The organism is Pseudomonas sp. MYb327 (genome assembly GCF_040438925.1).
Lineage (GTDB): Bacteria > Pseudomonadota > Gammaproteobacteria > Pseudomonadales > Pseudomonadaceae > Aquipseudomonas.
This window is the reverse complement of the sequence record NZ_CP159258.1, coordinates 3,559,430-3,586,289: the sequence shown is the minus strand read 5'-3', so window position 1 is coordinate 3,586,289 and position 26,860 is coordinate 3,559,430. Positions and strand designations below refer to the sequence as shown.

Here is a 26,860-nt window from a genome sequence, read left to right as displayed (position 1 = left end):
ATCCTTGAATCCCGGCACAACGTCGGGAGAGGACAATCGAGTGACCACCTTTCTCTTTGGGTGGCGCATTATATCTACACCACTCTCAGCGTCCAATACAAACGTTTGTTTGAAATGGCTCCAGGCCAGATAAATCAAAGTCACCCGGCTTATGAACGGCTATTTTGGCGTATTGACCGGAATAGGTGTTCCGGTCAAGATACGGGCGGTTTTGCGCTCGCCGTAGGCTGACTATAGGTTTCAAGAGCACCTCTAAAGACAGGGCGACGGCCGTACAGAGTGATACGCAGCGCGGGTTTGAGGCGCAGTTTACACGCCGCGGTATTGAATGACTCGTTGGTCACTACTGACGAACGGTCATCAACATCATGAGCAGTGGTCACTTGACACGTATGCCGGCGTTTTTAGAGGTGCCCTTGCGCCCGATGAGCATCAACCGCCAGGTTCGCCTAGGCGACTTTCTTTTCACCGGAGAGTAACGAGGAATCCATGAAGGTTCTTGTAGCTGTCAAACGCGTTGTGGATTACAACGTCAAGGTCCGCGTCAAGGCGGACAATTCCGGCGTCGATCTTGCCAACGTCAAGATGTCGATGAACCCGTTCTGCGAAATCGCAGTGGAAGAAGCCGTACGCCTGAAAGAGAAAGGCGTTGCGACTGAAATCGTCGTCGTTTCCGTCGGCCCGTCCACTGCTCAAGAGCAACTGCGCACCGCGCTGGCTCTGGGTGCCGACCGCGCCATCCTCGTCGAATCCGCCGAAGATCTGACTTCCCTGGCCGTTGCCAAGCTGTTGAAAGCTGTTGTCGACAAGGAACAGCCTCAGCTGGTGATCCTCGGCAAACAGGCCATCGACAGCGACAACAACCAGACTGGCCAGATGCTCGCTGCATTGAGCGGCTACGGTCAGGGCACGTTCGCTTCGAAAGTCGAAATCAGCGGCGACAGCGTTGCTGTCACCCGCGAAATCGACGGCGGCGCGCAGACAGTTTCCCTGAAACTGCCGGCCATCGTCACCACTGACCTGCGTTTGAACGAGCCGCGCTACGCGTCTCTGCCAAACATCATGAAAGCCAAGAAGAAGCCTCTCGAGACGCTGACTCCGGACGCTTTGGGCGTTTCCACCGCCTCCACCAACAAGACCGTAAAAGTCGAAGCGCCTGCTGCACGCAGCGCGGGTATCAAGGTCAAGTCGGTGGCTGAACTGGTCGAGAAACTGAAAAACGAAGCGAAGGTAATCTAAATGACTATCTTGGTTATTGCTGAACACGACAACAAAGTGCTGGCCCCGGCCACGCTGAACACCGTCGCTGCCGCCGCCAAAATCGGTGGTGACATCCACGTTCTGGTTGCAGGCCAGGGCGCTGGCGCCGTGGCTGAAGCCGCTGCGAAAGTCGCTGGCGTGGCTAAAGTGCTGGTAGCTGATAATGCTGCCTACGCTCACCAACTGCCGGAAAACGTCGCTCCTCTGGTTGCAGAGTTGGGCAAGGGCTACAGCCATATCCTGGCTGCCGCCACTTCCAACGGCAAAAACATCCTGCCGCGCGTTGCCGCTGCCCTGGACGTTGACCAGATCTCCGAGATCATCTCGGTAGAAAGCGCTGACACCTTCAAGCGCCCGATCTACGCCGGTAACGCCATCGCTACCGTTCAGTCGAACGCTGTCGTGAAAGTGATCACCGTGCGTGCTACCGGTTTCGATCCGGTTGCCGCTGAAGGTGGTTCGGCTGCTGTTGAAGCCGTTGGCGCTGCTCACGACGCTGGTATCTCCAGCTTCGTCGGCGAAGAACTGGCCAAGTCCGATCGTCCGGAACTGACCGCTGCCAAGATCGTCGTTTCCGGCGGCCGCGGCATGCAGAACGGCGACAACTTCAAACACCTGTACGCCCTGGCCGACAAGCTGGGCGCTGCCGTTGGTGCTTCCCGCGCCGCGGTCGACGCAGGTTTCGTACCGAACGACATGCAGGTCGGTCAGACCGGCAAGATCGTTGCTCCACAGCTGTACATCGCCGTAGGTATCTCCGGCGCGATCCAGCACCTGGCCGGCATGAAAGACTCCAAAGTGATCGTTGCGATCAACAAGGACGAAGAAGCGCCGATCTTCCAGGTGGCCGATTACGGCCTGGTGGCGGACCTGTTCGAAGCCATCCCTGAGCTGGAGAAGCTGGTCTAATCCGGCTGCTTCACTTATAAAGAGCCCGGCCATTTGGTCGGGCTTTTTTTTTGCCTTTCCTGTAGGAGCCAGCTTGCTGTCGATGGCTTCAAACTGGGATATAACGGGGTTTGAGTGGAGTGTATTGCTATGGATTTGCAGCGTGTGTTCGGTTGGTTAATGTTGCTGGGCCTGACGATGTTTTCGACACTGTCGATCGCCGCAGGCAAGTGCGAGCGCCTTGTCGTGACCGGCAGCCCTGATGCGCCGCCATACCTGTGGCAAGATCCGCAAGACCCCAAGCGCCTGATTGGCGCCAGTGCCGATTTGTTGCAGCAAGTGGCGGGGCAGTTGGGCATCAAGGTCGAAATACTCTACGCCGGCAAACGCTCCCAGGCCCTGGACGAAGTGCGCAGCGGGCGCATGGACATGCTGGCCGATGCGTCACTGACGGTCACCGAGCTCGAATCCCTGGACTACATTCACCCGCCATTGCTGGAAAACGATTACCTGGTCTGGACCCGTAAGGATTCGTCGCTGACCTACAACCAGATTCAGGACCTGCATGGTCATTCCGGTGCTTTGTCGGAAAAGTCTCGATTGACCTCGGCATTCGGCACTTTCGCCGAGCAGCAATTGACCCTCACCCGTACGCCAAACCTTACCCAGGCCTTTCAGAAATTGCTCTTGGGCGAGGTGGAATTTGTCCTCGCCGGGCGTTACTCCGGCATGGCGATGGCGCAGACACTGGGCATGGCCAATGATCTGATGGCCCGCCCGCAACCGGTCGACCAACCGGGGCTGTTTCTGGCAGTTTCCCACAACTCCGCCTGCAACGATCCTTGGTTGCGCGGACAGTTGGCCAAAAAGATGACAGAATTGCCCGCGTCCGGACTGACGGAGGCTGTTCTGCAACGCAATATCGAGCGTTGGAACGCCCAGCAGAAGCAACCCGTCAGTACCCCAAAACAGTAGGGATTTTTAGTGAGTATTCGACCTCTTTTCGCTGCCCTGGCCCTTTTGGCTCTGGCGGGTTGTGCAGCCGATCCGGCGCCGAATGAACAAATGCGTTTGACCGAACAGGCACTCGAACAAGCCAAGGCCGTTGGCGCCACTGCCGACGAAGTGCCGGAAATGAAACTGGCCGAAGACAAGTTCAACCGCGCCAAGGGCAGCATGGCCGACCAATCTTTCCGAAATGCGCGCATGCGGGCTGAACAGGCCGAACTCGATGCGCGTTTGGCTGAAGCCAAGGTGCTGACCCTCAAGAGCGAAGAGCAGTTGGACATGCTCAATACCCGCATCGCCCGTGTGCGCAAGCAATTGGGAGATGCCCAATGAGCCTCAAGTCCAAAGCTCTCGGCGGTTTGATCCTCATCGGTTGCGCGAGCCTTTATGGCTGCGCCGGTCAGCACAGTGAAGCAGCGTTGCAGCAGGCCAGTGCCGATTTCCAGAAGGTCAAGGAAGACTCCAACGTGTTGCGCATCGCGCCCAAGGACGTGATTCGCGCCGGGGAGTCCCTGGCTCGCGCCGATCGTTTGTCCAGCTACTGGGGCAGCGGTTCGGACGTGGTGCAATACGCCTACCTGAGCCAGCGTTACAGCGAAATCGCCCGCGAGCACACCAATCAGGCACTCAATGAAGAGCGGGCCGCGAAGCTCGAACTTGAGCGTCAACGCCTGCAACTGGCGCTGCGCGAATCCAAACTGTTCAGCGTGCAGCAGCAGGGCAAGTTGCTCGAAGAGCAGATTGTTGCGTTGGCCACCACTCAGACTGATCGTGGTTTGGTGATGACCTTGGGCGATGTGCTGTTCGATACCGGTGAAGCGGAATTGAAAAACTCGGCCAATCGCGTGGTGCTGAAGATCGTGCAATTCCTGCAGCTCAACCCCAAGCGCGTGGTACGGATCGAAGGCTACACCGACAGCACCGGTGGCAAGCAGGACAACCTGAAGCTGTCGCGTGACCGTGCGCAATCGGTGGCTGACGTCTTGGTGGACCTGGGTATAGACGACAAACGCATCCAAGTTGAAGGCTACGGCGATGAATACCCCGTGGATGTGAACGCTTCCGAGCGGGGTCGCGCCCAGAACCGACGAGTGGAAATCGTGTTCTCCGACGAAAAAGGCCAATTGGGCGCCGCCCGCTAAAGGGTTGCGTCATTGGAAAGCCCGGCCTGCCATGCAGCGCCGGGTTTTTTTTCGCCTGCCAAATGACTCACAAAACAGTACAGTTCTTGCTGACACTGCACTGTACTGTCGACTATTGTGGCAACTGTCCCAGTACACTTCTAAACTGTTCCGGTATTGTTCCCCACAAGAATAAAATGCCCGTGAAATCGAGTGCTGCGTCATGACCAATCTCTTGCTCTACCAACGTATTGCTCAACAACTGGCCGAAGACATCCGCCGCGGTGTCTATCAACCAGGGGAGCGCGTACCTTCGGTGCGCAAGATGAGTTCGCAGCTCAATGTCAGCCATGCAACGGTGTTGCAGGCGTACGCCAACCTCGAAGATCAGGGACTGATCCGTGCCCGCCCGCAATCGGGATACTACGTGCACCAGACACCGGCCCTGACCGCGCCCACACCGGACATCGCCCGGGTTGAACGCCCGGGGCTGGTCACCCGCAGCAGCATCATCCAGCAGGTACTGGTCGAATCTCGCCGCGAAGGTGTATTCCCTTTGGGCGCAGCGGTGCCGAGCGTCGACTATCTGCCGGTGCGGGCGCTGCATCAGCAACTGGCCAAAGTCACCCGCTTTCATAGCCCGCGTGCGTTCAGCTACATGTTCAGCCCCGGTTTCGAACCGTTGCGCCGGCAAGTGGCAATCCGCATGCGCGATGCCGGTGTTGTCGTCGACCCCTCTGAAGTGGTGATCACCCACGGCTGCGTCGATGCCTTGCAGATGTCCTTGCGGGTACTGACCCGGCCGGGCGATCTGATCGCGGCCGAGTCGCCGACGTACTACGGCCTTCTGCAATTGGCCGATCTTCTGGGCCTCAAGGTCATTGAAATCCCCAGCGATCCATCCACCGGCATGAGCCTCGAAGCTCTGCAACTGGCTGCCAACCAGTGGTCGATCAAGGCATTGGTGCTGACCACTCGTCTGAGCAATCCATTGGGCGGCACTATGCCTGAAGAGCGCCAGAAACATTTGCTGCGCCTGGCGTCGGACTTCGATATCCAGATTGTCGAGGACGATATCTACGGCGAGTTGATGTTCGAGCAGGGACGTACCAAATCGCTCAAGGCCTACGATCGGCTGGATCGGGTGATCTATTGCTCAAGCTTCTCCAAAACCCTGTCGCCGGGCGTGCGGATTGGCTGGATGATTGCGGGCAAGTATCAGCAGGAAATTCAGCGTTTGCAGACCTTCAGTACCCATTCGGCCTGCAGCGTCACGCAAATGGGCATCGCCGCCTATCTGGAAAACGGTGGATACGACCGGCATTTGCGCTACATCCGTCAGGAGTACCGCAAGAACCTCAGCGCTTTCCAGCTGGCGGTGCAGCAATATTTCCCGGAAGGCACCCAGATGACTCGGCCTACGGGCGGTTTCATCTTGTGGGTGAGTTTGCCAGGGCGGGTCAACACCCAAGAGCTGCATGTGCGTGCATTGCAGCAAGGCATCAGTATTGCGCCAGGGCTGATTTTCAGTAACACCGAGCAATTCAATCACTGTATCCGGCTGAACTGCGGGATCCCGTGGAACCGTGAAGCCGAACGTGCGTTGATGACCCTGGGCATGTTGGCCACCCAGCTCTGCCAGGAAATGGCGAGCGGTCTGTAACGTGGGCGGGCAGGTTATTCCTGCCCGTGCTTGTCATGATGACGACAACAGGCGAGCATATGTCCCCTCTGTCGTTCGCGCTGTTCGCGCCGTTGGGTCCATGAAACCGATTTTTCCCGCCGCCTGGCTGATGATTTGCCTGTTATTTAGCGTCCAGCCGGTATCCGTGATGGCCGCATCCGCTCAGGAAAGTCCGGCAGCAAGTGCAACGACCTCGACAAAAACGGCTCCCGCCAAAAAAACTGCACCTGCAAAAAAGAAAGCGCCAGCGGTGAAGAAACGTGCGCCGATTGCATCCAAGTCAAAACCGGCCAGCGAAGTGGTGAAAACCCCAGTACCTTCAGCCAACCTGGATTTGAGTCTGCCCAAAGACATGGTCGACGAGCTGAAACCGGTCGGCACCGTGCCATTGCCCAAGCGCGAACCGGTGTTGCCGGAGATGTTCGGGGACAAAAGCAGCCAGTTCCAGCTCAATGGCCGACTGATCAACAACGAAATGCAGCTGCAGCTGCGCAAAGAAGAGCGCCGAGAAGTTGAAGGTGCAGCGTTGGAATTCGAGTTCAAGCGATAACTCCCGCGACTACGTGGCCCGCCAGCCAGACGCTTTGTCGGAGACTGGCCAGTCACACACGCCTGAAGCTAAAAACCCGAGGTCCGGTAATTTAAAACAACTGTTTTAGCGGTTACTCTGTGCCCCGTCCTTTAATACAACGCTCGTCGCGAGGAGCTCGTCGTCTTGAAATGCCGTGAAGGCTGTGGCGCCTGTTGCATAGCCCCTTCCATCAGTTCACCGATTCCCGGCATGCCAAACGGCAAAGCCGCCGGGGAACGTTGTCTGCAATTGTCTGCCGAAAACCTGTGCTCTATTTTCGGCAAACCGGAACGTCCGGCGGTTTGCTCGGCATTCGAGGCTGACTCCGAGGTGTGTGGCTCCAGCAGTGAAGAAGCCATCAGATTGATCGGCTGGTGGGAGCAAATGACGGCTGCGTGAGCGCGATGTGTGGGCTTGCACCTCCGATCACCTCCGAAAAACCTGAAGGTGACCGGAGGTGCAAGCCCAAAGAACGGAACTTCAACAATAAGGAATAACATTATGGGTTCGCTGCATCGTATTGCTGTTCTGTGTGGTTTGACGGCTGTATTGGCAACATCGGTCGCCCAGGCCGAAGACTGGAAAGTTGCCAAGAACGAAGACGGCATCAAGGTCTCGCTGAGTGAAGTGGCCGGCTCCGACTACAAGGCCTACCAGGGCGTCACCCTGATAAAGACCACCATGGCCAAACTCCGCGCGTTGCAGGACGACGTCTCTGGTGCCTGCGCCTGGATTCACGAATGCAAAACCCAGAAATTGCTCAAACACGAAGGTGATCAGAGCTGGACCTACACCCAGTTCAATACGCCATGGCCAGTCACTCCGCGTGATTCGGTGCTGCATATCACCACGGTCCAGGGCGCCGACGGCAGCCTGACGCGCAAGCTCGAAGGCGTGCCGACTTACCTTTCTGAAGAAAAAGGCTTTGTCCGTGTCGCCAAGGTCGATGGCTTCTGGAAGTTCGTACCCAAGGGTGATCAGGTCGAAGTGACTTATCAGGTGCACACCGAGCCGGGCGGCAGTGTTCCTTCGATGGTGGCCAACAAGTTTGTGGTTGATGCACCGTTTAATACGCTAAAAAATCTGAAGGCTCGCGCCGAGAAGTAATGGCGCTGTTCTTTTGATTCCTGGTTGTACTGCGCCCTGACTTGTTCGGGGCGTTTTGCTATGGGGTGAAAGCAGATCTTTTGATTTTGATGCGTGAGGCATCGACAAAAACCAGAGGCTTTCTTTTGTTTCCAGATATGCGTTGCACGAAATTTTCACAAGACCTCCAAGACAATTCGCCCGCGTCGGCATCGACGAACAGTTATCAATGGCAATGCTGCGGTTGATCGTGCAACATTTGCGCACCGCGCGAACCCCGGGGCCAAGTACTGGCCAACAGAGGGCAGGGCGCTGCTGTATTTTTGAAACTTCAACTTCCAATGGGTCCTAAAACGACATGGCAATCCCGGACGCCCTGAGTCAGCAGCGAGCTTCGAGTCGCCTGCTGCAACCGACCGTCAAATCGCATCTGGCCTACACGCTGCTTTGCGCACTGGTCATGATGGTGATGTTTTCCGTGCTGCGCGTCGCGCTGCTGGTCTACAACCGCGAAATGATCCTCGATACACCGGCCTCGACGTTCATCGAGGCATTCGCCAACGGTCTGCGTTTCGACCTGCGCCTGGTGGTCTACCTGAGCGTCCCGTTGATTCTGGCGCTGTTCAGTGTCCGGGCCATGGCGGCGCGCGGGTTCTTCCGCTTCTGGCTGACCCTTGCCTCGAGCGTTGCGCTGTTCCTCGGCCTCATGGAAATGGACTTCTATCGCGAGTTCCACCAGCGCCTCAACGGTCTGGTGTTCCAGTACGTGAAAGAAGACCCGAAAACCGTGATGAGCATGCTCTGGTACGGTTTTCCGGTGGTCCGTTACCTGTTGGCATGGGCGGTAGGCACCTGGCTCCTGAGCCTGGCATTCAAAGGTGCCGACCGTGCCACACGTCCTCGCGGCCCATTCAGCGGCGGCAGCATCAGCACCCGTCAGGTAGCCCCGTGGTACACGCGCGCCGCGGTGTTCGTGGTCTGCTTGCTGATCTGCGTGGTCGCCGCCCGTGGCACGTTGCGTCAAGGCCCGCCAATGCGTTGGGGTGACGTCTATACCACCGATTCCAACTTCGCCAACCAGTTGGGTCTGAACGGCACCCTGTCCCTGGTGGCAGCGGCCAAGAGCCGGATGTCCGAAGATCGCGACAACATCTGGAAAGCCACGTTGCCACAACCGATGGCGCAACAGACCGTGCGCGAGATGCTGGTGATGAAGGACGACAAACTGGTGGATGGCGAGACCGCCGCGGTGCGTCGCGACTACATGCCGCCGGCGGATAAGACCCTGCCGATCAAGAACGTCGTCGTGATCCTCATGGAAAGCATGGCCGGTCACTCGGTGGGTGCGCTGGGCGCACCGGGCAACATCACGCCGTACCTCGACAAACTGTCGAAGGAAGGCCTGCTGTTCGATCGCTTCTTCTCCAACGGGACCCACACCCACCAGGGCATGTTCGCGACCATGGCCTGCTTCCCGAATCTGCCGGGTTTCGAATACCTGATGCAGACGCCGGAAGGCAGCCACAAACTGTCCGGCCTGCCGCAGTTGCTCAGCGCCCGGGATTACGACGACGTGTATGTCTACAACGGCGATTTCGCCTGGGACAACCAGTCGGGTTTCTTCAGCAACCAGGGCATGACCAACTTCATCGGGCGTAACGACTTCGTTAACCCGGTGTTCTCCGACCCAACGTGGGGCGTGTCCGACCAGGACATGTTCAACCGTGGCCTGGAAGAGTTGAAAGCCCGCGACGGCAAAGACAAGAAACCGTTCTATGCCTTGCTGCAGACCTTGTCCAACCACACCCCATACGCCTTGCCGAGCCCGTTGCCGGTCGAGCGCGTGACCGACCGTGGCAGCCTCAACGAACATTTGACCGCCATGCGTTATTCGGACTGGGCGTTGGGTCAGTTCTTTGAACAGGCGCGCAAGGAACCGTACTTCAAGGAAACCCTGTTTGTAATTGTCGGCGACCATGGCTTCGGCAATGAGCGTCAAATCACTGAAATGGACCTTGGTCGCTTCAACGTTCCGATGCTGATGATCGCCCCGGGCATTCAGGAGAAGTTCGGCACGCTTGACCACACTGTCGGCACTCAAGTCGATATCGTTCCGACCATCATGGGCCGGATCGGTGGTGAAGTACGCCATCAGTGCTGGGGGCGCGACCTGCTCAACTTGCCTGAAGGTGACACCGGTTTCGGTGTGATCAAGCCGTCGGGTAGTGAGCAGACTACGGCGATCATCACGGCTGACCAGATTCTGGTCTTGCCGAAAGACAAGGACATGGCTCCGAAGATGTATCAGTATGAACTGGGTGCTACACCTCGCGCCGTGGTCGTTCCGGATGCACCGCGCACCGCCGAGTTGAAGACCAAGCTCGAATCGTTCCTGCAAACGGCGACCAAGAGCCTGATCGACAACACTGCCGGTGTAGTCGATGGCAAGCCGGACTAAACGAGCAAGACCGAGCCAATAGCAACGCAATAAAAAAGAGGCCCTCGAAGGGCCTCTTTTTTTACGCTCGGATCTTCATATCTTGCCGAGTAACAACAGAATCAGTATCACCACCAACACCACGCCGATAATACCGGACGGGCCATAACCCCAACTTCTGGAGTGCGGGAAGACCGGTAAACCACCGATCAGTAACAGGATCAAAATGATGAGTAGAATTGTGCCCATGTCTATTTCCTTGCTGTAAGAATTCAGGAATGACCCAGTCTTTATCGGTCAGCGGGAATCCAATTAATTCGAGCTGCTTAAAACTTCCGACTGCTGCGCAGGGAAGAAAATTCCAAGTTTTTTTAATGTTTTTCGAACAAAGCTTTATTTCGTTTCGACTGGCATTAGTTAAGGGCGACGCTTCCAGGGTTTGCTCGTCCCATTCAGCAATCTGATGGAGCGTGGGTCGGGCAATATCCTTCGCTACACTCGACGCATCTTCCCCGGAACAACAAGGCTGTTTGCTATGCAAAATCGCATGATGATCACTGGTGCGGGCTCTGGCCTGGGTCGCGAAATCGCGCTGCGCTGGGCGCGTGAAGGCTGGCAACTGGCTTTGTCGGACGTCAGCGAACCCGGCCTGCAAGAAACCTTGAAACTGGTGCGCGAGGCCGGCGGCGACGGTTTCATCCAGCGCTGCGACGTGCGCGACTACAGCCAACTGACAGCATTCGCCCAGGCGTGCGAAGTCAAACTCGGCGGCATCGATGTCATCGTCAACAATGCCGGCGTGGCTTCCGGCGGGTTCTTCAGCGAACTGTCCCTGGAAGACTGGGACTGGCAAATCGCGATCAACCTGATGGGCGTGGTCAAGGGCTGCAAGGCCTTCCTGCCGCTGCTGGAAAAAAGCAAAGGCAAGATCATCAACATCGCGTCGATGGCCGCGTTGATGCAAGGTCCGGCCATGAGCAACTACAACGTGGCCAAGGCTGGCGTGGTGGCACTGTCGGAAAGCCTGCTGATCGAACTGGCGCAACAGGAAGTTGGCGTGCATGTGGTTTGCCCGTCGTTCTTCCAGACCAATCTGCTCGACTCATTCCGTGGTCCGACCCCGGCCATGAAAGCCCAGGTCGGCAAGTTGCTGGAAAGCTCGCCGATCAGTGCAGCCGATATCGCTGATTACATCTATCAGCAGGTTGCTGCCGGCGAGTTCATGATCTTGCCGCACGAACAGGGCCGCGTGGCCTGGGCACTGAAGCAGAAGAACCCGCAACTGCTCTACAACGAAATGACCCTGATGGCCGACAAAATGCGCGCCAAGGCCAAACAAACCGCGGGCTGAACTTGCCCGCACGCAACGCCGTCGTTAGGGTGGCCGCAACTGGCCATCCTCGCGAGACGTTTGCATGCTCAATTACCTCTGGTTTTTCCTCGCTGCGCTATTTGAAATCGCCGGTTGCTTCGCCTTCTGGATGTGGCTGCGCCAAGGCAAAAGTGCCTGGTGGGTGGTGCCGGCGCTGCTCAGCCTGACGGTGTTCGCGCTGTTGCTGACACGCGTCGAAGCGAGTTATGCCGGCCGCGCCTATGCCGCCTACGGTGGCATCTACATCATTGCTTCGATTGGCTGGCTGGCGGTGGTCGAGCGGATTCGACCCCTGGGTTCGGACTGGTTCGGCGTAGCCCTGTGTGTAATCGGAGCAAGCGTCATCCTGTTTGGTCCGCGTTTTTCCGCTTCCTGAGGGACGGCTGTCAGACGTTTCTGTCAGCAGTGATGATCCCGGGTTGTCAGACCGGTCTGGATTATCGTTGCTATCTTGAAGGGCCGTTGAGTGCCGGGCATCTTCAAGGTCCGGTAACCCTGAAGGATAGAAGCCATGCTTGTACTCAGCCGCGTCGTGGGCGAATTAATCTCCATCGGTGACGACATTTCCATCCGCGTTGTTGGCGTCAACGGTGGAAACGTGCGCTTTGGCGTCGAAGCGCCGAAGAGTGTCTATGTGCACCGCTCCGAGATCTACGAGCGTATCCAGCGCAAACTGGCCCGGAAGAACAAATCAGTCGAATAGATGTTTGGGCACATCGTGCTTGAGCATCAACTGGCATTGCTCGCTTTCCGGGTCGAAGACAATCAATGCCTGTCCCTTGGTCAAAGCCTGGCGCACGCGCAGGACACGGGTTTCCAGCGGCGTGTCATCACCATTGTCGGTGCCGTCACGGGTGACGAAATCTTCGATCAGGCGGGTGAGGGTGTCGACTTCAAGTTGGTCGTGGGGAATCAGCATAGGCACCTCGGATCAATCAATGGCGCGATGCTACGGCGAATGGTTGGTTGCGGCTAGCCTGGGTTTCTATGTTGTTTGATCTGACGCCATCGCGGGCGAGCCCGCTCCCACAGATTTTGCGCCGATCACAAAATTCCTGATCGACAGGTACCCTGTAGGAGCGGGCTTGCCCGCGATGGCGTCAGACCAGCCAATGAAAATTCAGGATCAGTTGTCGTTGCGCTGACCTACAAGACTATCCACCGAAGGCACCCGCGTATCGCTTTCCATCTGGGTGTCATGTTCGATCTGGTGACTGAAGCGGTCGAGCGAACCTTTGGCCGGTTGCGCATCGCTGGCGAATACCGGCGGGCTGAGGATGTAGGCACCGAGCAGGCGACTGAGGGCGGCGAGGCTGTCGATGTGGGTACGTTCGTACCCGTGGGTGGCGTCGCAGCCGAAGGCGAGCAGGGCGGTGCGGATGTCGTGCCCGGCGGTGACCGCCGAGTGCGCATCGCTGAAGTAGTAACGGAACAGGTCGCGGCGTACGGGTAAGTCATTGTCACTAGCCAGGCGCAACAGGTGTCGCGACAAGTGATAGTCATACGGTCCGCCGGAGTCCTGCATGGCAATGCTCACGGCGTGCTCGCTGGAGTGCTGGCCGGGTGCGACCGGTGCGATGTCGATGCCGACGAACTCGCTGACATCCCAGGGCAGCGCTGCCGCTGCGCCGCTGCCGGTTTCCTCGGTGATGGTGAACAGCGGATGGCAGTCGATCAGCAGTTCTTCACCGCTGTCGACGATGGCTTTCAACGCCGCCAATAGCGCCGCGACACCGGCCTTATCGTCGAGGTGACGGGCGCTGATGTGGCCGCTGTCGGTGAATTCCGGCAGCGGGTCGAAGGCGACGAAGTCACCGACGCTGATCCCCAGCGAATCGCAATCGGCACGGGTGGCGCAGTAGGCGTCCAGGCGCAGTTCAACGTGGTCCCAACTGATCGGCATTTCATCCACGGCGGTGTTGAACGCATGCCCGGAGGCCATCAACGGCAACACGCTGCCACGGATCACGCCGTTGTCGGTGAACAGGCTAACGCGGCTGCCCTCGGCGAAACGGCTGGACCAGCAACCCACCGGCGCCAGGGTCAGTCGGCCGTTATCTTTCACGGCGCGCACGGCGGCGCCAATGGTGTCGAGGTGCGCGGAAACGGCGCGGTCGGGGCTGTTTTTCTTGCCCTTGAGGGTCGCGCGAATCGTTCCGCGGCGGGTCATCTCGAAGGGGATGCCCAGCTCTTCAAGGCGTTCGGCGACGTAACGCACGATAGTGTCGGTGAACCCGGTGGGGCTGGGAATGGCGAGCATTTCCAGCAGGACTTTTTGCAGGTAAGTCAGGTCCGGTTCTGGGTATTTGATGGTCATGGAAACTCCTGATGATTTAAAGGCCATCGATGGTTTCGATGAGAATTTTGCGGATGCCTGTCGGTCCGTCTCGCTGGCAAGCCAGCTCCTACAGGTATTGCGCTGACCTTTGTAGGAGCTGGCTTGCCAGCGATGGCGGTCGTCCAGGCACTACACCACTAGGAAACTGCCGGCTGACTGTGCGGAAACAACAAATCCACAAAGCGCTCAGCCGTCGGTTGCGGTTCATGGTTGGCCAGTCCGGCGCGCTCGTTGGCTTCGATAAACACGTACTCCGGCTGATCGGCGGCGGGCACCATCAGATCGAGCCCGACCACGGGAATATCCAGCGCCCGCGCCGCGCGCACGGCAGCATCCACCAGCGCCGGATGAAGGATTGCGGTGACATCTTCGAGAATTCCGCCGGTGTGCAGATTCGCCGTACGCCGCACGAACAGATGCTCGCCGGCCGGTAGAATGCTGCTGTAGTCATAACCGGCGGCGTGCAAGGTGCGTTGGGTTTCGTGGTCTAGCGGGATTTTGCTTTCACCGCCCGTGGCCGCTTGCCGCCGTCGGCTCTGGGCTTCGATTAGTGCGCCAATCGAATGCTGACCATCGCCAATGACTTCTGCCGGGCGGCGAATCGCAGCGGCGACCACTTCAAAACCAATCACCAGAATCCGCAGGTCGAGGCCTTCATGGAAGCTTTCCAGGAGCACGTGACTGTCAAACTGGCGCGCGGATTCGATGGCTTGCTGAACGTCTTCAATGGTTTGCAGATCCACCGCCACGCCTTGCCCCTGTTCGCCGTCCAGCGGTTTGACCACGACGCGTTGGTGCTCGTCGAGGAACGCCAGGTTGTCATCGGCATTGCCCGCCACTTGTTGCGACGGCAAGTTCAAACCGGCGGCCTTGAGCACTTTGTGGGTCAGGCTTTTATCCTGGCACAGGCTCATGCTGATGGCGCTGGTCAGGTCGCTGAGGGATTCGCGGCAGCGGACACGACGCCCACCATGGCTGAGGGTAAACATCCCGGCATCGGCGTCGTCGACCTGTACGTCGATGCCACGACGCAGCGCTTCCTCGACGATGATTCGCGCATAGGGATTGAACTCGGCTTCGGGCCCGGGGCCGAGAAACAGCGGCTGATTGATACCGTTCTTGCGCTTGATGGCGAAGGTCGAAAGGTTGCGAAAACCGAGCTTGGCGTAGAGGTTTTTTGCCTGGCGGTTGTCGTGCAACACCGACAGGTCAAGGTAACTCAGGCCGCGACTCATGAAGTGCTCGATCAGATGCCGCACCAGCACCTCACCGACGCCCGGTCGCGAGCAATGCGGATCGACCGCCAGGCACCACAGGCTGCTGCCGTTCTCCGGATCATTAAAAGCCTTGCGATGATTGAGCCCCATGACGCTGCCAATCACCGCGCCGCTGTCCTCGTCTTCGGCCAGCCAGTACACCGGGCCGCCCGAGTGTCGCGGCGTCAGTAACGTGGCATCGATGGGGAGCATGCCGCGCGTCTGGTACAGCTGATTAATTGCGTTCCAGTCGGCGTCGCTTTGGGCGCGACGAATGCGAAAGCCACGAAACACGCGAGTGGCCTGGCGATAATCGCTGAACCACAGTCGCAAGGTGTCCGACGGGTCGAGGAACAACTGGGTCGGCTCCAGCCCCAGCACTTGCTGGGGCGCGGCGACATACAGGGCGATATCGCGTTCGCCGGGTTGTTCGTTGAGCAATTCCTGGGCAAGGCTGGACGCATCGGCAAAGGTGTGGCCGATCAGCAACCGGCCCCAGCCGCAATGCACTGCAATCGGCGCTGTGCCTAACGTGCTGCCGTCTTCGGCCAGGCGCGCCTGCAAACGTTCATAAGAGGGCGTCTGACCGCGCAGCAAGCGTTGATTGATCGCCGTGGCGTGAGGTTTCATCGATCAGATTCCTTGTTCACTGAGCCACAGGTTCAGGGCTGCCAATTGCCACAGCTTGGAGCCGCGCAATGGGGTCAACTGTCCTTGCGGATCGGTCAGCAGGCGGTCGAGCATGGCCGGGTTGAACAGGCCGCGATCCTGACTCGGATCAAGCAACAGTTCACGCACCCAGTTCAGCGTTTCGCCTTGCAAATGCTTGAGGCCCGGCACCGGGAAGTAGCCCTTCTTGCGGTCGATCACTTCACTTGGAATGACCAGCCGCGCCGCTTCTTTCAAGACTTGCTTGCCGCCATCTGGCAGTTTGAATTTGCCCGGAATGCGCGCCGACAGTTCCACCAGTCGATAATCGAGAAACGGCGTACGCGCCTCCAGACCCCAAGCCATGGTCATGTTGTCGACGCGTTTGACCGGGTCGTCCACCAGCATCACCGTGCTGTCCAGGCGCAGGGCTTTGTCCACCGCCGCGTCGGCGCCGGGTTGTGCGAAATGTTCCTTTACGAAGTCGCCGGCGGCGTCATTCGCGGTCAGCCATTTCGGCTGCACAGTGGCGGCGTAGTCGTCATAGCTGCGATCGAAAAACGCCTGGCGATAGGCCGCGTACGGATCGCTCGCCCCGTCCACCTGTGGATACCAGTGGTAACCGGCAAACAGCTCGTCGGCACCCTGGCCGCTTTGCACAACCTTGCAGTGCTTGGCCACTTCACGGGATAGCAGATAGAAAGCAATGCAGTCATGGCTAACCATCGGCTCGCTCATGGCACGGAACGCCGCAGGCAGTTGCTCGATGATCTCCTTTTCGTCGATGCGCAGTTGATGATGCTGGGTGCCGTAATGTTTGGCGATCAGGTCCGAGTACTGGAACTCGTCACCGCGCTCGCCGCCGGCATCCTGGAAACCGATGGAGAAGGTCGACAGGTTTTCCACGCCGACTTCGCGCAACAGTCCCACCAGCATGCTCGAATCGACACCGCCGGAGAGCAGCACACCCACATCGACTGCCGCACGTTGACGGATCGCCACTGCATCGCGAGTGCTGTCGAGTACGCGGTCACGCCAGTCTTCGAGTGTCAGATTCTTCTCGTCGGCGTGTGGGCCGTAGGGCAGGGTCCACCAGGTTTTCTGCTCGGTGCGCCCATCCGCGTCGATGCGCATCCAGGTGGCTGGCGGCAGTTTTTCAATGCCCGCCAGCAAGGTGCGCGGTGCCGGAACCACCGCGTGGAAGTTCAGGTAATGATTAAGCGCCACCGGGTCGAGGATCGGATTGATGTCACCGCCCTTGAGCAACGCCGGCAGGGCTGAGGCGAAGCGCAGGCGCTGGCCGGTGCGCGACAGGTACAGCGGCTTCACGCCTAGACGGTCGCGGGCGATAAACAGGCTTTGTGTGTCGCGCTGCCAAATGGCGAAGGCGAACATGCCGTTGAGTTTTGGCAGCAGCGCTTCACCCCAGGCATGAAAACCTTTGAGCAGCACTTCGGTGTCGCCACCGGAATAGAACGCATAACCCAGGCTTTCCAGTTCGCTGCGCAATTCAGGGAAGTTGTAGATCGCGCCGTTGAAGGCCAGGGACAAGCCCAATTGCTGGTCGATCATCGGCTGCGCCGAGCCGTCCGACAGGTCCATGATTTTCAGGCGTCGATGGCCCAGGGCAATCGGCCCCTGGCTATGGAAACCCCAGGCATCAGGGCCACGCGGCGCCAAGTGATGGGTGATTCGTTCAATGGCTGCAAGATCTGCAGGTTGATTGTCAAAACGTAACTCGCCAGCTAATCCGCACATAAATTCCTTACCGGTTTTTCCGTTGGGGAGGGTCAATCGATTACACGCCAAAACGGCGGGTACTCAGAAACTGACCCGGCTGAATCCCCGGAGTTTTAGACCGATAAGTTATAAAGATGCGTTAGCCCTCCCACAGCAGCCCGCTGTAGGAGCCGGCTTGCTGGCGAAGGGGGGCAGTCGATTCGATACAAGGTTCGAGGGCCCCATCGCCGGCAGCCGGCTCCTACCGGGTTGGGGCAAGGCGTTAGTCCTGCGATCGGGCGGGGCGGATTTATGCGTTGGTTCGGCGGATCAAACGCCGCAAGGCAAACCGGTTGGGGTGACAGGCTTCGGCCACGCTTCTGGGCAGGGGCAGGGGCTCGTTATCCAGCCAGGCTGCCAGCAATTCTCCGGACAGCGGCGCGGTAATCAAGCCGCGAGAGCCGTGGCCACTGTTGACGTACAAACCGTCAAGCCAGGGGCACTCGGCGTCTGGCACCTGTCGGGCGTCCTTGCTCAACGCGGCATAGGCTTGGGCGAAGGCCTGATTGTCAGCCAAGGGGCCGACGATGGGCAGATAGTCGGGGCTGGTGCAGCGAAAGGCGGCGCGTCCTTCAAGGTGTTCCGGTTCAAATTCATCCGCCCGCAGGCGCACCACCAGATCGTGGGAAATCTCCTCAAGCATGGCCAGATTGCCCAGGTGTTCGGCGGTGGTCGGGGTCAGGTCGTCGCTCTTGAAATCGAAACTGGCGCCCAGAGTGTGTTCACCCAAACGTGCCGGGGCGACGTAACCTTCTGCACACACCACTGTACTCAAACTCTGGCTCTGCGGGGTTTGCGCCAAGCGCGTGATTTGCCCGCGTATGCGCTTGAGCGGCAGCTCGGCGCTTTCGGGGAAACGCTGGATCTCGGCGGCACCGGCCAGTACCACGACCGGTGCACTGGCGAGCAAGCGTTTGCCGTCCCAGGCTTGCCATTGTCCATCGGTCTGGCGCAGTTCCAGAACATCGTGGTGCGCGAGCAATTGAACCTGCGGATGTGCAGCCTGCCATTGGCACAGCGCCGGCGGATGGACCCAGCCACCTTCCGGGAAATACAGGCCGCCGTGAGCCAGTCCGATGCCGGCCCGGGCCTGCGCCTGGGGTTGATCCAGCAGGTGCAGCAAGTCTTCGGGAAACGCCGCCGCCAATTGCAACTGGCGTTCGGCTTCCTTGGCGTTGAACGCCAGTTGCAGCACGCCGCAGTCATCCCAATCGGTGCCCCGTTGCAAGTGTTCGAGCTGGCGTCGGGTGTAGCCGAAACCGCTGACGATCATCTGCGATAGCGCCGTCCCATGGGCTGATAACTTGAGGTAGAGCACGCCTTGCGGATTGCCCGAGGCTTCCTGGGCGATGGCCGAGTGTCGCTCCAGCACACTCACCCGCCAGCCCCGCGCTGCGAGGCTGGCGGCGCTGGCGCAACCGGCGAGACCGGCACCGATCACCAGCGCGCGGCGCTCACCGGGCAATGGCGCAGGTCGGGCGAACCAGGGTTTGTCTGGCGCGGGGCGCGGAACGTCTGATGGCCAGCCAAGGAATTCGCCGCGCAGGATTTCCCATTTATGGCCGATGCCTGGAGTGCGTTTCATCTTGAAGCCAGCGGCATTCAGCAGGCGCCGAACCCAACCGGTGCTGGTAAAGGTGCTGATGGTGGAGCCGGGCGCGGCCAATCGTGCCAGTTCGGCAAACAGTTCGGCGGTCCACATGTCGGGGTTTTTCGCCGGGGCGAAACCGTCGAGAAACCAGGCGTCGATCTGCGCGTCCAGTTGCGGCAATTGCTCCAGTGCATCGCCGATCAGCAGCGTCAGGGTGACCCGACCGTTGGCCAGCGTCAGGCGCTGGAAACCTTGATGGATCGCCACGTATTGCGCCAGCAACTGATCGGCAAACACTTTGAGTTCCGGCCACAGCGCCAAGGCACGCTGCAGGTCGGCAGGACTCAATGGGTATTTTTCGACACTGACAAAGTGCATTCGCGCACCGGCCGCCGCATGTTGCTCGAACACCTGCCAGGCACATAAGAAATTCAGCCCCGTGCCGAAGCCGGTTTCGCCGATGACCAGGCGCCCACCCTCGGGCAACGCGGCAAAACGTTCGGCCAGACGGTTTTGCTCGATGAATACGTAGCGGGTTTCGTCCAGGCCCGATTTATCGGAGAAATACACATCGTCGAACACACGCGAATGCGGTCGACCCTGATCGTCCCAGTCGAGCTGGGCGTGGGGCATTACAGGTTTCATGGCAGGCTCGGCAACGGCAAGGCGGCCATTCTAGCCGATCACGGGGGCGGTGCTTGGTCCGCATGTGTGGCGACGGAGCTTGCTCCCGCTCGGGGGCGAAGCAGCGGCAGGCGAATTTGGGGACCGCTCCGCTGTCCAGCGGGAGCAAGCTCCCTCGCCACGAATTCTCGGCGGCTCCAAAAGTTGGATTTCTCCAACGATGCGGAGGTCAATCCGCTAGTCTTGCTCACATCTGAAAGGGAGTCATTCATGTTCGAATCTGCCGAAATCGATCACGCCATCGACAAAGAAACCTACGACGCCGAAGTGCCAGCCCTGCGTGAAGCCTTGCTTGAAGCGCAGTTCGAACTTCAGCAGCAAAAGCGTTTTCCGGTGATCATTTTGATCAACGGCATTGAAGGCGCCGGCAAGGGCGAGACGGTCAAGTTGCTCAACGAATGGATGGATCCGCGCTTGATCGAGGTCCGTACTTTCGATCAGCAAACCGACGAAGAACTGGCGCGACCGCCGGCCTGGCGCTATTGGCGGATGCTCCCGGCCAAGGGGCGCATGGGGGTTTTCTTTGGCAACTGGTACAGCCAGATGCTTCAGGCGCGGGTCCATGGCGAGTTCAAGGATCCGCGGCTCGATCAAAGTATCAATGGCGCTGAACGCCTGGAAAAAATGCTCTGCGATGAAGGCGCGCTGATCTTCAAGTTCTGGTTTCACCTTTCAAAGAAACAAATGAAGGCGCGCCTCAAGGCGTTGGCTGACGACCCGTTGCACAGCTGGCGCATCAGCCCGCTGGACTGGCAGCAATCGCAAACCTACGACCGCTTTGTGAAGTTCGGCGAACGGGTTCTGCGTCGTACCAGCCGAGACTACGCGCCGTGGCACGTGATCGCCGGAATGGATCCGCGTTATCGAAGCCTGGCGGTGGGCAAGATTTTGCTCGAGGGCCTGCAAACCGCACTGAAACGACCGCAAATTCATCCAGAAAAAGTCAGCGCTGCGCCGGTTTTTCCCAGTGTCGATCAGGTCAATCTGCTCGATAGCCTCGACTTGAACTTGCGCCTGACCAAGGACGATTACGAAGAACAACTGATTAGCGAACAGGCACGGCTTTCCGGGCTGCTGCGCGACAAGCGCATGCGGCGCCACGCGCTGGTGGCGGTGTTCGAAGGCAACGACGCGGCGGGCAAGGGTGGGGCGATTCGTCGGGTCGCCGCGGCACTGGACCCGCGTCAATACAACATCGTGCCGATTGCCGCACCGACAGAAGAGGAGCGGGCACAGCCGTATCTCTGGCGTTTCTGGCGCCATCTTCCCGCGCGCGGAAAGTTTACGGTGTTTGATCGCTCCTGGTATGGCCGGGTGCTGGTGGAGCGCATTGAAGGCTTTTGCAGCCCGGCGGACTGGTTGCGGGCCTACAGTGAAATAAACGACTTTGAAGAGCAGGTCACCGATGCCGGGGTGATCGTGGTCAAGTTCTGGCTGGCCATCGACAAACAGACGCAACTGGAGCGATTCCAGGCGCGCGAAAACATTCCGTTCAAGCGTTTCAAAATCACCGAAGACGACTGGCGTAATCGCGATAAATGGGATGCCTATCGCGCCGCCATCGGCGACATGGTTGACCGCACCAGCACCGAGATTTCGCAGTGGACCCTGGTAGAGGCCAATGACAAACGCTGGGCGCGGGTGAAGGTATTGCGCACCATCAACCTGGCCATTGAAAAGGCGTTCGAAAAGTCCGACAAGCAGGCGCGCAAACACAAGAAGTGAGCCGATGGCTGCGCATACGCGGGATGAATGATTGTCGCGGTCGGTGACGGGGTGGGCATATGCTCAATCCACTCTCAACCTACAACAACAATGAGGTATGCCATGCGTGAAGTGGTGATCGTCGACAGCGTGCGGACCGGCCTGGCCAAATCCTTTCGCGGCAAATTCAACATGACCCGTCCGGACGACATGGCGGCTCATTGCGTCAACGCCTTGTTGGAACGCTCTGGTATTGACCCGGCCAGCGTCGAGGACTGCATCGTCGGTGCCGGCTCCAATGAGGGCGCACAGGGCTACAACATCGGTCGCAATGTCGCGGTGCTGTCGCGACTGGGCACCGGCACTGCGGGGATGACCCTCAATCGGTTCTGTTCGTCCGGCTTACAGGCGATTGCCATTGCTGCCAACCAGATCGCCTCGGGTTGCAGCGACATCATCGTCGCCGGTGGCGTCGAGTCGATCAGCCTGACCATGAAGAGTGTCAACACCGACAACCTGATCAACCCGCTGCTCAAGGAGCAGGTACCGGGCATTTACTTCCCGATGGGCCAGACCGCCGAAATCGTCGCTCGCCGTTACAACGTCAGCCGCGAAGAGCAGGATCTGTACGCCCTGCAAAGTCAGCAACGCACCGCCCAGGCGCAGGCCGCCGGGCTGTTTGACGACGAAATCGTGCCGATGGCCGTGAAGTACCGTGTTGAAGACAAGGCCACCGGCCAGGTGCAGATTCTCGACTGCGTCGTTGATCGTGACGACTGCAACCGTCCGGACACTACGCTGGAAAGCCTGGCCGGGTTGAAACCGGTGTTTGCCGAAGATGGCTCGGTGACGGCGGGCAATTCTTCGCAGCTGTCCGATGGCGCCTCGATGACGCTGGTGATGAGCCTGGAAAAAGCGCTGGAACTGGGGCTTAAGCCCAAGGCGTTCTTCCGTGGTTTCACCGTGGCCGGTTGTGAGCCCGACGAGATGGGCATCGGCCCGGTATTCTCGGTGCCAAAGTTGCTCAAGGCCAAGGGCTTGCAGGTGGCCGATATCGATTTGTGGGAGCTCAACGAAGCCTTCGCCTCGCAGTGCCTGTACGCGCGTAATCGACTGGAAATCGATAACGCCAAGTACAACGTCAATGGCGGTTCGATTTCCATCGGTCACCCGTTCGGCATGACCGGTTCGCGTCAGGTCGGGCATCTCGTGCGTGAGTTGCAGCGACGTGATTTGCGTTATGGCATCGTCACCATGTGCGTGGGGGGCGGGATGGGGGCTACCGGGTTGTTTGAGGCTGTTCGCTAAACACCCTGAATTTTGTATTGATTGTTAGATAGCTATCGCGGGCAAGCCCGCTCCTACAGGTTTGGTGGCGTTCGCAATTTATGTGAGCATCGCCAGACACTGTGGGAGCGGGCTTGCCCGCGATGCAGGCGCCTCGGTTTACTGGCTCAACTGCAAAACCTGCACCCGCTCGATATACGCCTGAATCTCCCGCAACGCCTCATCCCGACTCTGGAACGGCCCTTCATGGGTATTTTCCCGTGTAATGAAGTACAGCATTCCATTCACCCGACATAACCGGTCACTGCGAAAGTGCGTGGCGGGGCCGCTGTCCTGTGCGCGCATGCCGAACATGGAGATCTCCTGATGGATGTTCTTATTTGTGGATCCAATCAGCTTATCCATGAACCACTTACCGTGCCTTGCCATCCGATCGACGGCAATTCGCCAAATTAATGGTGCGACCTGCACAGTTTCATTCGCGTCCTGACGCTAACTGTCCCTGTGTGCTTCAAGGTGGTGCGCCTAGAATGGCGGTTCTTGAACGTTGGCTTTTGGGGTTCACATGCACGTTTCGTCGGGTCGCTGGGTGTACGGTCTGTTGCTGGCGTTGTTGACCGCGTTGTTGTGGGGAATTCTGCCGATCAAACTCAAGCAGGTGTTGCTGGTGATGGACCCGGTCACGGTGACCTGGTTTCGCCTGATGGTCTCTGGTGGCTGTCTGTTCATTTATCTGGCGGCGACCAAACGCCTGCCCAGTCGCCAAGTGCTCGGTCCGCGCGGAGGCTGGCTGGTGCTGATGGCGGTGCTCGGACTGGTGGGCAACTACGTGCTGTATCTGATGGGCCTCAACCTGCTCAGTCCCGGCACCGCTCAACTGGTGGTGCAGATGGGGCCGATCATGTTGCTGATCGCCAGTGTCTTTGTGTTCAAGGAACGCTTCAGTCTGGGGCAGGGCATTGGTCTGTTGGTGCTGTTGGTCGGATTCGCCCTATTTTTCAATCAACGCCTGAGTGAACTGCTGACCTCGCTGAGCGACTACACCGCCGGCGTACTGCTGGTGTTGTTGGCATCCACGGTCTGGACCTTTTATGCGTTGGGGCAGAAGCAACTGCTGACGGTGTGGAATTCGTTGCAGGTGATGATGGTGATCTACCTGTTCTGTGGGTTGTTGCTGACACCGTGGGTGCACCCGCTGGAAGCGCTGCAATTGAATCCTTTGCAAGGCTGGCTGTTGCTGGCGTGCTGCATGAACACTCTGATTGCCTATGGCGCGTTTGCCGAGGCGCTGGCCCATTGGGAAGCGTCGCGGGTGAGTGCGACGCTGGCGATCACGCCGTTGGTGACGTTCGGCGCCGTTGCCTTGGCCGCCTGGTGGTGGCCGGAATATGTGCATGCCGAGACCATCAATGGCCTGGGGTATGGCGGGGCGATATTGGTGGTGTTGGGGTCGGCGCTGGTGGCGTTGGGGCCTTCGTTGATTGCCGGGCTCAAGGCGCGGAAGGCCAGAATGGCGATCGGCTGAAGATCTTCAGCGCTGCCATCGCGAGCAGGCTCACTCCCACATTGAACCGTATGCGGTCGAATGTGGGAGTGAGCCTGCTCGCGATGGCGGCATAACAGAAGCTACAAATCTCAGCCCTTGGCGCCGGCCTCCAGCATATTCTCCGGCCGCACCCACGCATCAAACTCTTCGTCAGTCAGATACCCCAACTCAAGCGCAGCTTCACGCAGGGTCAGCCCTTCGGCGTAGGCCTTCTTGGCAATCTCCGCCGATTTGTCATAGCCGATGTGCGGGTTCAGCGCTGTCACCAGCATCAATCCTTGCTCAAGGTGTTCAGCCATTTTCCCTGCATCCGGTTCCAGGCCGGCAATGCAATGCTGCTGGAAGTTGCTGCAGCCATCGGCCAGCAGGCGGATCGACTGCAGCAGGTTGTGGATGATCACTGGTTTGAACACGTTCAATTGCAAGTGACCCTGGCTCGCGGCGAAACCGATGGCGACGTCGTTGCCCAACACCTGACAGGCCAGCATCGACAGCGCTTCGCATTGGGTCGGGTTGACCTTGCCTGGCATGATCGAGCTGCCCGGTTCGTTGGCCGGCAGCTTCACCTCGGCGAAACCGGCGCGGGGACCGGAGCCCAGCAAGCGCAAGTCATTGGCGATTTTCATCAGCGTCACGACCAGGGTCTTCAGTGCGCCAGACAGCGTCGTCAGTGGCTCGTGCCCGGCGAGGGCGGCGAATTTGTTGGGGGCGGTGATGAACGGCAAGCCGGAAAGCGCGGCCAGTTCGGCGGCGATGGCTTCACCGAAGCCGTGGGGCGAATTGAGCCCCGTGCCGACAGCAGTGCCACCCTGGGCCAGTTCACAAACTGCTGGTAGAGCGCTGCGAATCGCCCGTTCGGCGTAATCCAGTTGCGCTATGAACGCCGAAACTTCCTGGCCGAACGTGATCGGTGTCGCGTCCATCATGTGCGTGCGACCGGTCTTGACCAGTTTCATGTGTCGCGCCGAAAGCTCGGCCAACCCACCAGACAATTCACTGATTGCCGGCAGCAAATGGTGTTGCACGGCCTGCACCGTGGCGATGTGCATGGCGGTGGGGAAGCAATCGTTGGAGCTCTGTGAGCGATTGACGTGATCGTTAGGGTGGACCGGAGACTTGCCGCCGCGGGGGTTGCCGGCCAGTTCGTTGGCGCGCCCGGCGATCACTTCGTTGACGTTCATGTTGCTCTGGGTGCCGCTGCCGGTTTGCCAGACCACCAGCGGAAACTGATCGTCATGTTGGCCGTCGAGCACTTCATCAGCCGCTTGCTCGATCAACCGGGCGATGTCGGCGGGCAGGTCGCCGTTACGGTCGTTGACCCGTGCCGCGGCTTTCTTGATCAGCGCCAGGCCGTGCAGCACCGCCAGCGGCATGCGTTCGCTGCCAATGGCGAAGTTAATCAGCGAGCGTTGCGTCTGAGCGCCCCAGTAGGCTTCATCCGGGACTTCAACCTGGCCGAGGCTGTCGGTTTCGATACGGCTCATCGTGCACACTCCTGTTGGTCTGATTGCGCAGTTTAGGCCGTGATCGCCGGCCGTGGTTCCATCAGTCTCAATTGCGTCCATTCAACCCCTCTAAATCAGGCGCGACAAGGCTTGGGGTTGAGCGACACACTTTTTTAGGCGCAGAATGGACGTCCTTGGGGTTTTACCTCGCCTGCTAGAAAAGGAAACTCGATGACTCGTCTTCGTGCCATCTGTACCGCGGTTGCACTGGTTTGCGCCAGCGGCCAGGTTTTTGCCGATACCGCCAGCCACAACGCCAGTGCCGAAGCTTTCCTGACCCTGGCACATGCTGACAAATTGGGCACCCCGGTGTACATGCAAGTGCAGCAGATGTTCGCTCAGCGCTTCCAGCAAACCAAAGCCCCGGAATCGAAGAAAGCCGTACTGGAAACCTACCAGGCCAAGGCCAACGCCGCTCTGGACCAGGCCATTGGCTGGAACAAGCTGAAACCGGACATGGTCAAGCTCTACACCACCAATTTCACCGAATCCGAGCTCAAGGACCTGGTTGCGTTCTACCAGTCGCCACTGGGCAAGAAAGTCCTGGAAAAAATGCCGCAGCTGACCCAGCAATCGGCCCAGATGACGCAAGCCAAGCTGGAAAGCGCGGTGCCTGTTGTCAACAAATTGCTGGCTGACATGACTGCTGAGCTGGATCCGAAAGGCGCCGCCGCAGCAGCCAAGAAAAAGCCTTAAGCGGAGTTCGGTATGACCATGCAGCAACGCATCGAATCGACGCTGGGCTTGCTTCAGCCCCAGCATCTGCAGGTGCTGGATGAAAGCCACATGCACAGCCGCGGGTTGCAGACCCACTACAAGGCTGTGGTGGTCAGTGAGCAGTTCGAAGGCCTGAACCGGGTCAAGCGCCACCAGAAAGTCTACGGCACGCTCGGCGAGCTGATGGGCGAGTTTCATGCGTTGGCGCTGCATACTTATACGCCGCAGGAATGGGCGCAGATCGAAGCGGCCCCGGCCTCGCCGACCTGTGCGGGCGGCAGCAAGCATTAATAAGCTGCACGCTCACCTGTAGGAGCCGGCTTGCTGGCGATGGAGTGTCAGCTACATTGCAGTCCACTGACACACCATCGCCAGCAA

26 protein-coding genes are annotated in these 26,860 nt (G+C 59.0%); 18 read left to right on the top strand and 8 right to left on the bottom strand.

Going from position 1 to position 26,860, the window contains the following annotated elements:
• The first annotated feature begins 489 nt into the window (after positions 1 to 489).
• The 10 genes from ABVN21_RS16090 to ABVN21_RS16045 all read left to right on the top strand — a co-directional run bounded on the left by ABVN21_RS16090 (position 490) and on the right by ABVN21_RS16045 (position 10,076).
• Entirely contained in the window at positions 490 to 1,239 is a 750-nt protein-coding gene (locus tag ABVN21_RS16090; protein ID WP_008017740.1) for an electron transfer flavoprotein subunit beta/FixA family protein, read from the top strand.
• Positions 1,240 to 2,169, top strand: coding sequence for an FAD-binding protein (locus tag ABVN21_RS16085; protein ID WP_339555659.1), 930 nt, complete (start codon positions 1,240 to 1,242; stop codon positions 2,167 to 2,169).
• A 129-nt stretch (positions 2,170 to 2,298) separates the two neighbouring features.
• Positions 2,299 to 3,123, top strand: coding sequence for a transporter substrate-binding domain-containing protein (locus tag ABVN21_RS16080; RefSeq protein WP_339555660.1), 825 nt, complete (start codon positions 2,299 to 2,301; stop codon positions 3,121 to 3,123).
• A gap of 9 nt (positions 3,124 to 3,132) precedes the next feature.
• Complete coding sequence (locus ABVN21_RS16075) at positions 3,133 to 3,489, top strand: DUF4398 domain-containing protein (protein ID WP_339555661.1); 357 nt, start codon at positions 3,133 to 3,135, stop codon at positions 3,487 to 3,489.
• Positions 3,486 to 4,298, top strand: a complete 813-nt coding sequence (locus ABVN21_RS16070; protein ID WP_339555662.1) for an OmpA family protein — start codon at positions 3,486 to 3,488, stop codon at positions 4,296 to 4,298. The genes ABVN21_RS16075 and ABVN21_RS16070 overlap by 4 nt, the downstream gene beginning before the upstream one ends.
• 202 nt (positions 4,299 to 4,500) lie before the next feature.
• Positions 4,501 to 5,940 (top strand): PLP-dependent aminotransferase family protein, encoded by a 1,440-nt coding sequence (locus tag ABVN21_RS16065; protein WP_339555663.1) that lies wholly within the window; start codon positions 4,501 to 4,503, stop codon positions 5,938 to 5,940.
• Between the two features lie 100 nt (positions 5,941 to 6,040).
• On the top strand, positions 6,041 to 6,511 hold the full coding sequence (locus ABVN21_RS16060) for a translation initiation factor 2 (RefSeq protein ID WP_339555681.1): 471 nt from the start codon (positions 6,041 to 6,043) through the stop codon (positions 6,509 to 6,511).
• Positions 6,512 to 6,676: 165 nt separating this feature from the next.
• Positions 6,677 to 6,931 (top strand): YkgJ family cysteine cluster protein, encoded by a 255-nt coding sequence (locus ABVN21_RS16055; RefSeq protein WP_339555664.1) that lies wholly within the window; start codon positions 6,677 to 6,679, stop codon positions 6,929 to 6,931.
• 102 nt (positions 6,932 to 7,033) lie between these two features.
• Positions 7,034 to 7,639, top strand: coding sequence for an START domain-containing protein (locus tag ABVN21_RS16050; RefSeq protein ID WP_339555665.1), 606 nt, complete (start codon positions 7,034 to 7,036; stop codon positions 7,637 to 7,639).
• A gap of 337 nt (positions 7,640 to 7,976) precedes the next feature.
• Positions 7,977 to 10,076, top strand: coding sequence for an LTA synthase family protein (locus ABVN21_RS16045; protein ID WP_339555666.1), 2,100 nt, complete (start codon positions 7,977 to 7,979; stop codon positions 10,074 to 10,076).
• A gap of 75 nt (positions 10,077 to 10,151) precedes the next feature.
• Here the strand turns inward: ABVN21_RS16045 and ABVN21_RS16040 are convergent, their stop codons facing one another.
• Entirely contained in the window at positions 10,152 to 10,310 is a 159-nt protein-coding gene (locus ABVN21_RS16040; RefSeq protein ID WP_170948722.1) for a DUF3309 family protein, read from the bottom strand.
• Between the two features lie 280 nt (positions 10,311 to 10,590).
• On the opposite strand from ABVN21_RS16040, the gene ABVN21_RS16035 reads away from it, so the two are divergent.
• From ABVN21_RS16035 to csrA, 3 genes are all read left to right on the top strand, one after another.
• A complete protein-coding gene (locus tag ABVN21_RS16035; RefSeq protein WP_339555667.1) occupies positions 10,591 to 11,406 on the top strand; it encodes an SDR family oxidoreductase in 816 nt (271 codons plus the stop codon).
• 64 nt (positions 11,407 to 11,470) lie between these two features.
• A complete protein-coding gene (locus tag ABVN21_RS16030) occupies positions 11,471 to 11,803 on the top strand; it encodes a YnfA family protein (RefSeq protein ID WP_339555668.1) in 333 nt (110 codons plus the stop codon).
• 135 nt (positions 11,804 to 11,938) lie between these two features.
• Positions 11,939 to 12,130 carry a carbon storage regulator CsrA gene (gene csrA, locus ABVN21_RS16025; RefSeq protein ID WP_339555669.1) on the top strand — a complete coding sequence of 64 codons (192 nt, stop codon included), beginning with the start codon at positions 11,939 to 11,941 and terminating at the stop codon, positions 12,128 to 12,130.
• On the opposite strand, the gene ABVN21_RS16020 is transcribed toward csrA, so the two are convergent.
• The 5 genes from ABVN21_RS16020 to mnmC form a co-directional block, all read right to left on the bottom strand.
• A complete protein-coding gene (locus tag ABVN21_RS16020; protein ID WP_003199186.1) occupies positions 12,119 to 12,346 on the bottom strand; it encodes a YheU family protein in 228 nt (75 codons plus the stop codon). The two genes, csrA and ABVN21_RS16020, sit on opposite strands and share 12 nt — an antisense overlap.
• Before the next feature lie 207 nt (positions 12,347 to 12,553).
• On the bottom strand, positions 12,554 to 13,744 hold the full coding sequence (locus tag ABVN21_RS16015) for an osmoprotectant NAGGN system M42 family peptidase (RefSeq protein WP_339555670.1): 1,191 nt from the start codon (positions 13,742 to 13,744) through the stop codon (positions 12,554 to 12,556).
• 158 nt (positions 13,745 to 13,902) lie between these two features.
• Positions 13,903 to 15,651, bottom strand: a complete 1,749-nt coding sequence (ngg, locus tag ABVN21_RS16010; RefSeq protein WP_339555671.1) for an N-acetylglutaminylglutamine synthetase — start codon at positions 15,649 to 15,651, stop codon at positions 13,903 to 13,905.
• 3 nt (positions 15,652 to 15,654) lie between these two features.
• The gene (locus ABVN21_RS16005; RefSeq protein WP_339555672.1) at positions 15,655 to 17,427 is read right to left on the bottom strand and encodes an N-acetylglutaminylglutamine amidotransferase; all 1,773 of its coding nucleotides are present in this window, start codon (positions 17,425 to 17,427) and stop codon (positions 15,655 to 15,657) included.
• Between the two features lie 271 nt (positions 17,428 to 17,698).
• Positions 17,699 to 19,684: a bifunctional tRNA (5-methylaminomethyl-2-thiouridine)(34)-methyltransferase MnmD/FAD-dependent 5-carboxymethylaminomethyl-2-thiouridine(34) oxidoreductase MnmC gene (gene mnmC, locus ABVN21_RS16000; RefSeq protein ID WP_339555673.1), complete on the bottom strand. Its 1,986-nt coding sequence runs from the start codon at positions 19,682 to 19,684 to the stop codon at positions 17,699 to 17,701.
• Between the two features lie 249 nt (positions 19,685 to 19,933).
• Here mnmC and pap point away from each other — a divergent pair, with 249 nt between their 5' ends.
• Positions 19,934 to 21,448 carry a polyphosphate:AMP phosphotransferase gene (gene pap, locus ABVN21_RS15995; protein WP_339555674.1) on the top strand — a complete coding sequence of 505 codons (1,515 nt, stop codon included), beginning with the start codon at positions 19,934 to 19,936 and terminating at the stop codon, positions 21,446 to 21,448.
• Between the two features lie 102 nt (positions 21,449 to 21,550).
• Entirely contained in the window at positions 21,551 to 22,735 is a 1,185-nt protein-coding gene (locus tag ABVN21_RS15990; protein WP_339555675.1) for a thiolase family protein, read from the top strand.
• A gap of 138 nt (positions 22,736 to 22,873) precedes the next feature.
• Here ABVN21_RS15990 and ABVN21_RS15985 read toward each other — a convergent pair whose 3' ends face one another.
• On the bottom strand, positions 22,874 to 23,068 hold the full coding sequence (locus tag ABVN21_RS15985; protein WP_339555676.1) for a DUF6316 family protein: 195 nt from the start codon (positions 23,066 to 23,068) through the stop codon (positions 22,874 to 22,876).
• Positions 23,069 to 23,279: 211 nt separating this feature from the next.
• Here ABVN21_RS15985 and ABVN21_RS15980 point away from each other — a divergent pair, with 211 nt between their 5' ends.
• Entirely contained in the window at positions 23,280 to 24,239 is a 960-nt protein-coding gene (locus ABVN21_RS15980) for a DMT family transporter (protein ID WP_339555677.1), read from the top strand.
• A gap of 110 nt (positions 24,240 to 24,349) precedes the next feature.
• Here the strand turns inward: ABVN21_RS15980 and ABVN21_RS15975 are convergent, their stop codons facing one another.
• The gene (locus tag ABVN21_RS15975; RefSeq protein WP_339555678.1) at positions 24,350 to 25,744 is read right to left on the bottom strand and encodes a class II fumarate hydratase; all 1,395 of its coding nucleotides are present in this window, start codon (positions 25,742 to 25,744) and stop codon (positions 24,350 to 24,352) included.
• Positions 25,745 to 25,936: 192 nt separating this feature from the next.
• On the opposite strand from ABVN21_RS15975, the gene ABVN21_RS15970 reads away from it, so the two are divergent.
• Together ABVN21_RS15970 and ABVN21_RS15965 are read left to right on the top strand one after the other, a co-directional pair.
• A complete protein-coding gene (locus ABVN21_RS15970) occupies positions 25,937 to 26,461 on the top strand; it encodes a DUF2059 domain-containing protein (protein ID WP_339555679.1) in 525 nt (174 codons plus the stop codon).
• 12 nt (positions 26,462 to 26,473) lie between these two features.
• The gene (locus ABVN21_RS15965; RefSeq protein ID WP_339555680.1) at positions 26,474 to 26,773 is read left to right on the top strand and encodes a BolA family protein; all 300 of its coding nucleotides are present in this window, start codon (positions 26,474 to 26,476) and stop codon (positions 26,771 to 26,773) included.
• Positions 26,774 to 26,860 lie beyond the last annotated feature (87 nt).